This is a genomic window from Pseudomonas hydrolytica (assembly GCF_021495345.1).
Taxonomy (GTDB): Bacteria; Pseudomonadota; Gammaproteobacteria; order Pseudomonadales; family Pseudomonadaceae; genus Aquipseudomonas; species Aquipseudomonas hydrolytica.
Window position 1 is genome coordinate 4,442,319 of the sequence record NZ_CP099397.1, and the last position, 12,523, is coordinate 4,454,841.

Consider the following 12,523-nt stretch of genomic DNA (forward strand, 5'->3'; position numbering starts at 1 on the left):
TGCGGCCGAACGGACATCGATAGCCGCTTCGCAGCGCGGACGCGTGTCGGGCTGCAGCCGATCTACGGCATGCCCGGCGACTGCGAGACGGCAGGCGGACGACAGAGCACCCAGTCGTGCAGCAGCACGCGCAGCTCTTCGAACTTCATCGGCTTGGCCAGGTAGTCGCTCATGCCGGCAGCCAGGCAGCGTTCGCGGTCGCCGCTGTGGCTATGGGCGGTGATCGCCAGCACCGGTACCTCGGCGCAACCGGGCAGCGCACGCAGGGCGCGGCAGGTGGCGAAGCCGTCCATGACCGGCATCTGGCAATCCAGCAACACGGCATCCACGGTCTCGCTGCGCAGCAGGTCCAGGGCTTCGGCGCCATTGTCGGCGGTGCGCACCCGGTAACCGAGCTTGAGTAGCATGCCGCGCGTCACCAACTGGTTGATGGCGTTGTCCTCGACGATCAGCACTGTGCACTGCTGAGCCTGGCGCAGCGGCACCCGGCCGCTCGAGCGCGGGCGGGCGGTGCTGGCGGGCTGTTGCGGCGGCAGGGTCAGGGGCACGTCGAGGCGGAAGCGGCTGCCCACGCCCAGCTGCGATTCGTGGCTGAGGGCGCCGCCGAGCAGGTCGACCAGTTGCCGGCAGATCGCCAGGCCGATGCCGAGGCCACCGTATTTGCGCGTCATCGAACCGTCGAGCTGATGGAAACGCTGATACAGATCGCCCTCGCCGGGCTCGAAGCCTACGCCGGTGTCGCTGACCACCACGCTCAGCGGCAGGTTGTCGGCGTGGCTGCCGGCGCGACCGACCTGCAGCGTCACGCTGCCTTCGGCGGTGAACTTGATGGCGTTGTCCAGCAGATAGCCCAGCGCCTGGGCCAGCTTGGCAGCGTCGCCCTCGAGGGTGTCGGGCAGGCTGTCGTCCAGCTCCAGCACGAATGCCAGGCCCTTGTCGTCGGCACGCGCGGCGTACTGCGCGCGCAGGCCGTCGAACAGACCACGCAGGCTGAACGTCTCGCGCCGCGGGTAGAGCTTGCCGGCCTGCAGCTCGGTCAGCGCCAGGATGTCGTTGACCATGCGCATCATGTCGCGCGCCGAGGCCGCGGCGGTTTTCTGATACTGCTCCAGCTCGACGTCCATCTTCACCGTCTGCATCAGCTCCAGCGAGCCGATCACGCCGTTCATCGGCGTGCGCAGTTCGTGGGTCACGGTGGCGAGGAACTCGTCCTTGAAGCGGTTGCTGTCGGCCAGCTCCTGGTTCAGCGCCTCCAGCTTGCGCCCGGCCTCCTGGAGGATGCGCGTGCGCTCCTCCTTCATGGCGTTGATGCGGTCGGCCAGAGCCAGCGACAGCAGGCCGACCTCCAGCGCCGAGCCGATCTGGCTGGCGTACATGGTGAGAAAGACATTGGGCAGATGGCCCAGCACCATCAGCGTGTTGACGATGCCGCCGGCCAGAAAGGCGGTCCAGGCAAAGATGAAGTAGCGCGCCACGCGCATGCCACGCAGCCAGGCGAGCACACCGGCGGCGAAGATCACCACGGTGAACAGCAGAGCGAGATAGGTGGCCAGACGCAGCGCGGTGGCGTAGCTGACGCTCAGCGCCAGGACCATCACCACGGCGCCGCAGGCCATCAGCAGCAGCAGCAGGCGGTCGACCCAGGGGCTGTGCTCGGCGGTGTGCAGGAAGCTGCGGGCGAACTGACAGCCGAACAGGGCAGCCGAGCCGATCAGGAAGGGCGTGGCGGCATTGGCCCACCAGGGACTGTTGGGCCAGAAATACTCGATGCCGGCACCGTTGACCGAAACCTGATACAGGCCGAACGAGGCGATGTAGAGGATGTAATACAGGTAGCTGGTGTCGCGTACGCTGAGGAAGATGAACAGGTTGTACACCAGCATCACCAGCAGCACGCCATAGATGATGCCGAGCACGTAGATGCGCCCAGGCTGCTCTTCCAGATAGGCGTTGGGCGCCCACAGAGTCAGTGGCGCCTGGATCGAGCCCTGGCTTTCCAGACGCAGGTAGATGCGCTTGCTCTGGCCTGGTTCGAGGTTCAGCTCGAACAGGTAGTTGTTCTGCCGGATCTGCCGCGTGTCAAATGGCAGGGCGTCGCCGGTGCGCTGCGCCAGCGCGAAGCTGCCGCGGTCGTCGGGCAGGTAGAGCTCCAGATGATCGAGCGGCGGGTAGGCCAGTTCCAGCAGCCAGTTGCGCGGGCCCTGCGCCTGTATGGGGCGGTATTCCAGATCCAGACGCAGCCAGAACACCGAGCGCGAGTAGCCGGCATTGAGCACCGGCTTGTCATGCAGACGGAAGCTGCCCTGCAGGGCTGGCGAGGCGACGTCGTCGATGCTGGCATCGCCGCGCACGTCCTCGAACACGTACATGCTCTGCCCCAGCGGCAAGGCGCGCATCTTTTCGTCGAAGGTAACGGCGCCCACGAGCGAGGAAAAAACGAGGCTCAAGAAGAGCAGGAGCAGCCGGTACATACGACTCCACTAAGCAGACTGTTGAAAAGCGTTGCCGAGGCAGCCAGCGCAAGGAAAGACAGGCGTGAAAGACACATCTTACCGCCGTAAGTGCGCATTTCGATCGGGCCTGTCTTTGACGCAGCGGTGGCAACGCAGGTGGTCATTCAACAACCTGCCAAGCCTGTCGAACGACACCGGGGCCCCCATTTGCCCCATGCGATGTCGTCACGCACGGCAGACTTATATTCGAATCGCACTACTCTAGGGGCTGGCGTGGCGCTTTTCCAGCGTCGGACGGCAGTTTCAGCAGTGCTTGAGCCATGGCCTCGGCCAGGTACTGCAGGGAAAACACCCCGCCATAGGTCCAGGTCGAAGGCATCCCGGCAAAGCGCTGCTCACGCACGAAGGGCATCGCCTGCCACAACGGCGAGGCGAACAGCTGCGCCTCCTGGGCGAAGGGTTCGATATGCAGCACCGCGCCCCGGTCGATGCGCCCCAGGGCGGTGATCGGCACCTGGGTGATGCCCCAGGGGCTGGGTGCCAGCTGCATGGCCGGCTGCAGACCGAGCAAGGTCAGCGCGTGTTGCGGCATGGAGTTGGGTCCATTGATGAAGGCCGCCGTCGGCGAGGACAGACGGATCACCGTCACTGCCGGCAGCGCGCCATCGTAATGTGCCTGCAGCCGCTCACGCCAGCGCGCCAGCTCGGCGTCCATGGCCTGCAGGCGCTGCTCGGCCAATGCCTCGCGGCCCAGCGCGCGCGCCAGGTCGAGAAACGCCTCGCGCTGCGCCTGCAGATTGTCGTGCTGCTGGCTGAAGCCCTGGTACACCTGCACCGGCGCGATACGCTCGAGCAGCGGGCGGATGTCCTCCAGCAAAGGGGGGATGACGATCAACTCGGGTTGCAGCTCGGCCAGCAGTTCGAGATTGGGCTCCAGGCGCGAGCCGGCCGAGGGCACGCCAGCGGGCAAGGTCGGCCGTACCACCCAGGTGCGATAGTCGCCGGCATCGGCAACGGTCAGCGGCGTCACGTCGAGCATCAGCAGGTGTTCGGTGGCCTCCCAGCTCAGCGCCGCCACCCGCGGCGCGGTGTCAGCCCACACCGGCGCCAGCCAGAGCAGCAGCACGCCCAGCAGCCACCGCCTCATGCCAGCCTCCCGCGAATCAGCAGCAACACGAAATAGCCGCCGCACAGCACCGAGGCGACGATGCCCACCGGAATCTGCAAGGGGAAGATCAGCGTGCGCCCGGCCCAGTCCGCCAGCAGCATCAGCAGCGCGCCCAGGGCGGCGGCGAGCGACAGCTGCGGCGCCACCCGACGCGCGCCGAGCGTCACCGCGATATGCGGCGCCAGCAGGCCTAGGAATGCCACCGGCCCGAGCAGGCTGGTAACCAGCGCACAGAGCAGCGCCACCAGCACCAGCAGCGCCAGGCGCAGTCGCGGCACGTCGAGGCCGCGGCTGGCGGCCACGCCATCGCCGATGCCGATCAAGGTCAGCGCGCGCTGGAACAGCAGCGCCAGCGCGCCGAGCAGCAGCACGCCCAGCGTCAGCCATAGCGCCTGCGCCGGCGTGGCGCGGTAGGTGGAGCCGGCCAGCCAGCCCAGCAGCGCGAACGAATCGCCCGTGCCCTTGGCCAGCACGAACTGCAAGGCGGCGTTGAGCAGCGCGCCGAGGGAAATGCCCAGCAGCGCCATCAGCGCCGGCGAATAATGGTGACGGCGGCCCAGCAGCATCAACAGCGCCAGAACGGCGAGACAGCCGACGAAGGCCGCCAGCGGCGCGACGGCACCGAGCAAGGCGCCACCGAACCAGGTCAGCGCCAGCATCACCGCCAGCGTGGCGCCGGCCGACAGGCCGAGGATGTCCGGGCTAGCCAGGGGGTTGCGCAGCAGGCGCTGCAGCAGCAGACCGGAAATCGCCAACCCGGCGCCCGCCGAAGCGGCGGTGAGCACGCGCGGCCAGCGCAGCGACCAGACCAGCGCCGAAGGCCATTGCAGACGCCAGCCATCGAGGCCGCGCGCCAGGCACAGGGCGAGCACCGGGGCCAGCACAGCCAGCAGCCCGAGCCACAAGGCGCCGCGCCAGCCAAAACGTTCGGCGCCGGCCGGCAAGCGCAGGCCGTGCGGATCCTCTGCCGCCAGGTGCCGACGCGCCAGCCACAACAGCACCGGTGCGCCGATCAGCGCAGCCGCCGCGCCGCTGGGCACCAGCTGGCCGCTGAGCTGGTTGGCCAGCAGCGCCAGGGCATCGGTGGCCAGCAGCAGCAAGGCGCCGAGCAGCACGCTGTAACTCAGCTCGTCGCGTGCCGTGCGGGCGCCCAGCATCTTCGCCAGATTGGGCGTGAGCAGGCCGATGAAGCCGATCAGGCCAACCGCGGTGATCGACACCGCGCACAGCCACAGCGCCGCCAGAAACAGCACCAGCATCACCGGCCACAGCGCCAGGCCGCGGCCCTGAGCGGCGTCGCTACCCAGCTGCAGCAGGCTCAACGGCCGCGGCGCGAGGATCAGCAGCGGCACGGCCAGCAGCAGCTTGGGCCACAGCCACTGCACCCAGTGCCAGTCGATCTGCGCCAGGTCCCCCGCGCCCCAGACGAACAAGCCCTGGGTGTACTGGTTGTTGATCAGCACCAACCCGGCAGCCAGCGCGCCGAGCAGCAGGTTCATGGCCATGCCGCCGAGCACCAGCGGCAGGCCGCCGATGCCGCTGCGCCCGGCGATCAGCAGTACCAGGCCGACCGCCAGCAGCGCTCCGCCGAGCGCCGCCCACTGACCATGGCTGGCGGCGAAGGCCGGCATCAGCAAGGTGGCCAGGACCAGGCCGAGCCAGGCCCCGGACGAGGCGCCAATGGTCATGGGGGAAACCAGGCGATTCTGCGTGATCTGCTGCAACAGGCTGCCGGACAGCCCCAGTGCAGCGCCCACCAGCAAGGCCATGCTCAGTCGCGGCAACGCCGACAGCTGCAGTTGCAGGCGCTCGAAACTCTGCTCCGCAGCGCCGAGCATGGTCCCGAGTTCGAACGGGTCGAGGTCGGCCGCCAGCCACAGGTGCAGCAGCGCCAGGGGCAGCAACGCAAGCAGCGTCAGGACATGGCGTGACGGCGCCGAAACTGCCGCCATGCTCAGGCCACCACGGCGATCTTGCGCGCGCTGCCGGGCTGCTCGATCAGCTGGATGTCGATGTCGTAAAGCTGGCTGAGCAGCGGCCCGCTGAGCAGTTCGTCCGGGCTGCCATCGAAGAAGATGCGCCCCTGCTTGAGGGCAATCACCCGGTCGGCATGTCGCGCGGTGAGGTTGATGTCATGCAGGATGGCAACGATACCGCGCCCGCTGTCGCGGTTGAGCTGGCGCAGCAGGCCCATCAGCTCGTACTGGTGCGCCAGATCCAGCGCCGAGGTCGGCTCGTCGAGCAGCAGCAGCGGCGATTGCTGGGCCAGCAGCATGGCGATCCAGGCGCGCTGACGCTCGCCGCCGGACAGGCTGTCGGCCAGATGATCGGCGTAATGGGCTACATCGGTCTGCGCCAGCGCCTGATCGACGGCGGCGTGGTCGTCGGCACGCCAGCGACCAAGCAGCCCGCGCCAGGGAAAACGCCCCAGACGCACCAGCTCACGCACGGTCAGGCCGGCCACGTCGGGCAGATGCTGCGGCAGAAAGGCCACGCGGCGGGCGAAGTCACGCGCGGAGAAGCGCGCCAGCGGCTGCTCGTCCAGCGCCAGCGTGCCGCGCGTCGGCTGCAGCTGCCGCGCCAGCAGGTTCATCAGGGTCGACTTGCCCGAGCCGTTGTGGCCGAGGATCACGGTGAAGCGATCGCCCTGCAGCTGCAGCTCGTCCAGCGCCAGCGTCACCCGCTCGCCGCGGCGCACTTCGATATCGCGCAGCGTCAGCATGCCAGGGCCAGCTCCTCGCGCAGGCGCAGCAGGCGCTCGTCACGCCGCAGCTTCGGGCAGGTGCTGCACAGCTCGCCGTCGCCGCGGCGAAAGTGCTGACAGCAGGCCTTGCGCTCCAGGGTCAGGCAGTCGCGACCATCGTCCAGCCGCACTTCGAGCAGCTCACTGGCGCCGCGCAGGCCCAACGCGTCCAGCCAGTGCGCGGCCAGGGTGCGCAGCTGCTGGTTGCCCAGGTTCTGTTGACGCTGCACCAGCAGCAGGGCTGCCAGCACGTAGTCGGCCGCCAGGCGCTGGGCCAGCTTGCCGTGAATGTTCTGCACCTGGCAGAACTCGGCGTGCTGGCGCCGCAGCCAATCGTCCAGCTGGCGCGCGGCCAGGCCGATCAGCTGGTCTTGCGCCGCCTGTTGCACGGAGTGCTCGGCCAGGCAGAAACCCGATACCACACCGCCCTCAACGCACTGCCCGAGGCTCGACAGGCAGGGCGCACGCTGCGCCAGGTGCACGCCGAGCAGTGTCAGGTAGATGGGTTGCCAGACCAGATAGGTCCAGCTGCGCACCGTCCAGTAATGCGGCCCGGCCTCGGGATGCGCCTGACGCCAGTGCTGATAGAGCGTGGCGATACGCTGGGCATTGCCCTCGCTGCCGCACACCAGCAGGTCAGCGCCGGCTGCACCGATCCGTCCCTGCAGCCCGGGCAGGCTGCGGGAAATGACATCGAGCAGATGGTGGAGGTCTTGCATCGCGGCGAACCCGGACGACGGCGGCAGTGCGGAGGGCGAATTTAATCACCGAAACGCATCTGCATCAAATTATCATTCGCCATTCAAGACTCAGGCCGTGCGCGGTTTGCGCACCAGTAGCGGGAACAGCGCGGCCGTCGCCAGCAGGCCGGCAGCGCCGACCCAGAACGGCATGGCCTGGCCGTAATGACTGACCAGCAGGCCCGCGCCGTAGGCCGAGCCCATGTTGCCCAGGCACTGGAAGATATTGATCTTGCTGAAGTCCACTGCGTAGTGCTCAGGCGAACTGAGCTCGAACAGCAGCGCGTCGAGACGCACGGTGACCTGATACAGCGCCCAGCCGAACAGCACGCGGCCAAGCAGGATCAGCCACTGATCGCCGAAGCCCTGGATGAAGGTGGCCGCCGCGCCCAGCAGCAATCCGGCGAGAATGCCGTCACGGGTGTTGCCCTGCCTGGTCGCGCGGCGCCCCCACCACAGCGCCACCACGGCCACCGCGCCGGGCAGCGCATAGACGAAGCCGGCGGCCATCTCGCTGTTCCAGTGCGCCACCTGCTGCCAGTACACCGCGAAGAACGGCCGCGTCACGTAACCGACGAAGTAGAACAGCAGCATTACCAGGCACAGGCGGTAGATGGCCGGCAGGCTGCGCGCCTCGTTCTTCACCGGCGCCTCGTCGCTGGCCGGCTGCTCACCCGGCGCCGGCAGGTAGCCGCGCACCAGATGCATGCAGATGGCCATCTGGATGAAGTCGCCGGCGGCCATCACCAGGAACACGTCGCCGATGTTCATCACCTGCAGGATCAGCCCGCCCAGCGCGGCGCCGAGAATGGCGCCGAAGTGCACCACCACCGACAGCGTGCCGATGGTCTGGGTGTGGTTGTCCTGCTGCTGCAGGCTCATCACGTAGGGATACATCAGCAGGTAGCTGCCCTTGAACACCACCATCAGCAGCGACACCACCCAGAACAGCGGCAGCGAATCGATGAAATAGCAGGCAGCGGTGAGGCTACCGGCCATCAGCTGCGCGCTGATCAGGATGCGCACCGGGTGCACGCGCTTGGCCAGACGCGCCCAGAGCGGGAACACCGCCATCACCACGAAGCTGACCACCGCCAGATACAGGCCGACGTGCTGCTCCGGCGGATTGTCGAAGCGCTCGGCGAAGTACTGCGGATAGAAGGGAATGATCAGGTTGTCGGTGATCACCGCCAGAGCGGTCATCATGATCAGGCAGGTACGCAGCGTCATCGGAGGCAGTCGGGCAAGGCGGCAGGGCCGCGCATGATGCCATCGACAAGCCCGCAAATGCCAATACGGACGAGAATCAGAACGGCTAGCAGCCTGCATGACATGCAGCGGCCGACAGGCGGTTAGTGATAAGCTCGCGCACCATGAAAACGCCAAACTCCCGCCCCGTAGTGCTGTGCATGTCCGGTCACGACCCCAGCGGTGGTGCCGGCCTGCAGGCCGATATCGAAGCCCTGCTGGCGCAGGGCTGTCACGCCGCCCCGACGGTAACCGCGCTGACCGTGCAGGACACCGTCAACGTCTCCGACTTCCGCGTGCTCGACCGCGACTGGGTGCTGGCCCAGGCCCGCGCCGTGATCGCCGACATGCCGGTGGCCGCCGTCAAGCTGGGCATGCTCGGCTCGGTGGAGATGGTCGAGACCGTGCTCGAGGTGATGAGCCAGCTGCCGGGCGTACCGCTGGTCTGCGACCCGGTACTGCGCGCCGGTGGCGGCGGCTCGCTGGGCAAGGACGACGTCGGCTATGCCATGCGCGAGCGCCTGTTCGCCGTGTCCACCATCGCCACGCCGAACCTGCCGGAAGCGCGCATCCTCGCCGAACTGCCGCAAGGCAGCGCCGACGAGTGCGCCGAGAAGCTGCTGCCTTTTATAGAACACCTGCTGATCACCGGCGGCCACGGTGACGAAGCCGAAGTGCACAACCGCCTGTACTGCCGTGACGGCAGCCGCCACACCTTCACCTGCGCGCGCCTGCCCGGCAGCTACCACGGCTCCGGCTGCACCTTGGCCAGCACCCTGGCCGGTCGCCTGGCCCTGGGCGAGGAACTGGTCAGCGCCGTGAAAAGTGCCTTGGACTACACCTGGCGCACCCTGCGCGACGCCGAGCAACCCGGCCACGGCCAGTACGTGCCGCGCCGTCTGCCGCTGGACTTCGCCCAATGACTGCGGCGCTGCGCGGCCTTTACGCCATCACCGACACTCCCCTGCTGGCCGACGGCAAGCTGCTGCCCTATGCCGAAGCGGCGCTGATCGGTGGCGCGCGCCTGCTGCAGTACCGCGACAAGTCGGGCGATGCCGTGCGTCGCCTCGATGAAGCCCAGGCACTGGCCGAACTGTGCCAGCGCCATGGCGCCACGCTGATCATCAACGATGATCTGGAGCTGGCCGCGCACTTGGGCGTCGGCCTGCACCTGGGCCAGACCGACGGCTCGCTGGCCGCCGCTCGCGCTCGCCTCGGCGCAGAAGTCGTGATCGGCGGTACCTGCCACGCCCAGCTGGAGCTGGCCGAGTGCGCCGTCGCCGAAGGCGCCAGCTATATCGCCTTCGGCCGCTTCTTCAACTCCAACACCAAGCCCGGCGCCCCGGCCGCCACCGTGGAGCTGCTGGATCAGGCGCGCGCGCGCTTTGCCCAGCCCATCGTCGCCATCGGCGGCGTGACCCTGGACAACGCCCCCGGCCTGATCGCCCGCGGCGCCAGCATGGTGGCCGTGATCCACGCCCTGTTTGCCGCGGACTCCGCCCTCGAGGTGCAAGACCGCGCCCGCGCCTTCGCCGCGCTGTTCGATTGACCCTTTTCAGAGAGAACCTGCCATGTCCCGCTCCGAAATCCTCTTCGCCAATGCCCAGAAGCACATCCCCGGCGGCGTCAACTCGCCGGTGCGCGCCTTCCGCAGCGTCGGCGGCACGCCGCTGTTCTTCAAGCACGCCGAAGGCGCCTACGTGGTGGATGAAGACGACAAGCGCTACGTCGACTACGTCGGTTCCTGGGGCCCGATGATCCTTGGCCATAGCCACCCGGACGTGCTCGACTCGGTGCGGCGCCAGCTGCAGCACGGCCTGTCCTACGGCGCGCCGACCGCGCTGGAAACCGAGATGGCCGAATTGGTATGCAGCCTGGTGCCGTCGATGGAGATGGTGCGCATGGTCAGCTCCGGCACCGAGGCGACCATGAGCGCCATCCGCCTGGCCCGCGGCTACACCGGCCGCGACAGCATCATCAAGTTCGAGGGCTGCTACCACGGCCACTCCGACAGCCTGCTGGTCAAGGCCGGCTCCGGTGCCCTGACCCAGGGCGTGCCGAACTCCGCGGGCGTGCCGGCAGCCTTCGCCAAGCACACCCTGACCCTGCCGTTCAACGACATCGACGCCGTGGCAGAATGCCTGGCGCAGGTGGGTAAGGAAGTCGCCTGCATCATCGTCGAGCCGGTAGCCGGCAACATGAACTGCGTGCCGCCGGCGCCGGGCTTCCTCGAAGGCCTGCGCGAGCAGTGCGACAAGCACGGCGTGGTGCTTATCTTCGACGAAGTGATGACCGGTTTTCGCGTCGCCCTTGGCGGCGCCCAAGCGCACTACGGCGTCACTCCGGACCTGACCACCTTTGGCAAGATCATCGGCGGCGGCATGCCGGTGGGCTGCTTCGGCGGCAAGCGCGCGATCATGGAGTGCATCGCCCCGCTCGGCCCGGTGTACCAGGCCGGTACCCTGTCGGGTAACCCGCTGGCCATGGCCGCCGGCCTGACCACGCTGAAGCTGATCAGCCGTCCGGGCTTCCACACCGAGCTGAGCGACTACACCACGCGCATGCTCGACGGTCTGCAGCAGCGCGCCGATGCCGCCGGCATCCCCTTCGTCACCACCCAGGCGGGCGCCATGTTCGGCCTGTATTTCAGCGGCGCCGACGACATCGTCACCTTCGCCGACGTGATGGCCAGCGACAGCGCGCGCTTCAACCGCTTCTTCCACCTGATGCTGGAAGGTGGCGTGTACCTGGCGCCGAGCGCCTTCGAAGCGGGCTTCACCTCCATCGCCCATGGCGACAAGGAGCTGGAGATCACCTTCGCCGCAGCCGAGCGCGCCTTCGCCGAGCTGAAAAAAGCCTGATGCAATACAGCACCGCCTTCAGTGATGCATTGCTGGCCCTGGCCTGCGCCGTCTGCGTCGTATGGATCGGCCGGGCGCGCGGGCGCTACGGCGAGGGCGATCAGCCGGCGCTGTTCTGCGCCCTGCTCGGCTTCCTGCTGCCGGCTGCGGCGGCCGGCGTCGGCGTGATTCGTTACGGCTTCGACCCGAGCTGGCAGGCCGCGCACCTGTGGCTCTCCCAGGCCAGCAGCTTTCTCGGCCTGCCGCTGCTCGGCGCCGCGGCGTTGGCGCTGGGTCGCGGCTGGGTCTGGAGCCGGCCGAACTGGGGGCGCATCGTCCTCGGCCTGTGCGCCTTCTTCGAGCTGTTCCGGCAGATGGGCTATCTGGAGGATTACCGCCTGGCGCTGAACCTGGCCAGCCTGGCGCTGATTCTCTACGCCGGTGCCGTGCAGTGGCCACGGCGCGCACCGCTGCTGGTGGCCGGCGCAGTGGTCGGCCTGTTTCTGGCAGCCGGGATGGCGGTCGGCACCCAGGGGTTCATCGGCCCGCTCAGGCGCATCGACCTGTTTCACGGCCTGCTGACGCCGGCCTATCCGCTGCTGGCCTGGCTGCTGCTGCATCTGCCGGGGAGTCCAGGCGAGCAGGCCGGGTAAAGGTTTTGTAAGAAGCGGGCGGTTTACTCCATAATGCGACGGCCGGCACGATTTTGCGCCGGCCGGGCATGCCACCCGCTCCGAACCGCCGAGGTCCCGTTATCCAGATGAACCGCACCGGCCGCACCCTCTCCCTGGGCTGCCTGTTGCTTTTCCTCCCGCTGTTTGCACTGGCAGGCGGCAATTCCCTGCTGATTCCCGCAACCGGCAGCTGCGCCCTGACGGGCACCCCCGAAGACATGCCCGACGCCTTGGCCACCTGCCAGGAAATGGCCCGCGGCGGCAACGTCCAGGCGGCCTTCGAACTCGGCGAGTACTACTACGACGGCAAACGCACCCCGCGCGACCTCAAGCAGGCGCTGACCTGGTTCGAGCGCGCCTCGCTGCAGGGGCACGCCGAAGCGCAACTGCGCCTGGGCACCATGTTCTTTCGGGGCGAAGGCGTACCGGCCAACAACGTGCAGGCCTATATCGTCTTGAAGATGGCATCGGTCAATGGCTCGGACGAAGCCATGGACAGCGCCGACCTGGTGTCGGCGCAGATGCGTCGCGATGAACTGGAAATCGCCAGCCAGGTGCTGGGGCAGATCTTCCGCAGCTACCTGCTGGAGCTGCAGACCGTCGAAGGTCGTTCACCCTTCTCGCCCTTGCCCTGACCCGTAGGGTGCGCCGTGCGCA

11 protein-coding genes are annotated in these 12,523 nt (G+C 68.0%); 5 read left to right on the plus strand and 6 right to left on the minus strand.

The genetic code is table 11. The features are described from left to right. Positions 1–62 precede the first annotated feature (62 nt). From L1F06_RS20865 to L1F06_RS20890, 6 genes are all read right to left on the minus strand, one after another. A complete protein-coding gene (locus L1F06_RS20865; protein WP_129482984.1) occupies positions 63–2,471 on the minus strand; it encodes a hybrid sensor histidine kinase/response regulator in 2,409 nt (802 codons plus the stop codon). A 238-nt stretch (positions 2,472–2,709) separates the two neighbouring features. After that, positions 2,710–3,600 carry an ABC transporter substrate-binding protein gene (locus L1F06_RS20870; RefSeq protein WP_129482985.1) on the minus strand — a complete coding sequence of 297 codons (891 nt, stop codon included), beginning with the start codon at positions 3,598–3,600 and terminating at the stop codon, positions 2,710–2,712. Then, the gene (fhuB, locus tag L1F06_RS20875) at positions 3,597–5,573 is read right to left on the minus strand and encodes a Fe(3+)-hydroxamate ABC transporter permease FhuB (protein ID WP_129482986.1); all 1,977 of its coding nucleotides are present in this window, start codon (positions 5,571–5,573) and stop codon (positions 3,597–3,599) included. The genes L1F06_RS20870 and fhuB overlap by 4 nt, the downstream gene beginning before the upstream one ends. Positions 5,574–5,575: 2 nt before the next feature. After that, positions 5,576–6,343: an ABC transporter ATP-binding protein gene (locus L1F06_RS20880; protein WP_129482987.1), complete on the minus strand. Its 768-nt coding sequence runs from the start codon at positions 6,341–6,343 to the stop codon at positions 5,576–5,578. Beyond that, a complete protein-coding gene (locus tag L1F06_RS20885) occupies positions 6,337–7,083 on the minus strand; it encodes a siderophore ferric iron reductase (protein WP_129482988.1) in 747 nt (248 codons plus the stop codon). Before L1F06_RS20885 ends, L1F06_RS20880 begins: the two co-directional genes overlap by 7 nt. A gap of 90 nt (positions 7,084–7,173) precedes the next feature. After that, positions 7,174–8,334, minus strand: coding sequence for an MFS transporter (locus L1F06_RS20890; RefSeq protein ID WP_129482989.1), 1,161 nt, complete (start codon positions 8,332–8,334; stop codon positions 7,174–7,176). 143 nt (positions 8,335–8,477) lie between these two features. Between L1F06_RS20890 and L1F06_RS20895 the strand changes: the two genes are divergently transcribed. The 5 genes from L1F06_RS20895 to L1F06_RS20915 all read left to right on the plus strand — a co-directional run bounded on the left by L1F06_RS20895 (position 8,478) and on the right by L1F06_RS20915 (position 12,501). Then, the gene (locus L1F06_RS20895) at positions 8,478–9,275 is read left to right on the plus strand and encodes a hydroxymethylpyrimidine/phosphomethylpyrimidine kinase (RefSeq protein WP_012019701.1); all 798 of its coding nucleotides are present in this window, start codon (positions 8,478–8,480) and stop codon (positions 9,273–9,275) included. Next, a complete protein-coding gene (gene thiE / locus L1F06_RS20900; protein WP_129482990.1) occupies positions 9,272–9,901 on the plus strand; it encodes a thiamine phosphate synthase in 630 nt (209 codons plus the stop codon). The genes L1F06_RS20895 and thiE overlap by 4 nt, the downstream gene beginning before the upstream one ends. Before the next feature lie 22 nt (positions 9,902–9,923). Beyond that, positions 9,924–11,213 carry a glutamate-1-semialdehyde 2,1-aminomutase gene (gene hemL / locus L1F06_RS20905; RefSeq protein ID WP_012019703.1) on the plus strand — a complete coding sequence of 430 codons (1,290 nt, stop codon included), beginning with the start codon at positions 9,924–9,926 and terminating at the stop codon, positions 11,211–11,213. Continuing rightward, positions 11,213–11,845: a DUF6962 family protein gene (locus tag L1F06_RS20910; protein WP_003240241.1), complete on the plus strand. Its 633-nt coding sequence runs from the start codon at positions 11,213–11,215 to the stop codon at positions 11,843–11,845. Before hemL ends, L1F06_RS20910 begins: the two co-directional genes overlap by 1 nt. A gap of 107 nt (positions 11,846–11,952) precedes the next feature. Then, on the plus strand, positions 11,953–12,501 hold the full coding sequence (locus L1F06_RS20915; RefSeq protein ID WP_003240239.1) for a tetratricopeptide repeat protein: 549 nt from the start codon (positions 11,953–11,955) through the stop codon (positions 12,499–12,501). Positions 12,502–12,523 lie beyond the last annotated feature (22 nt).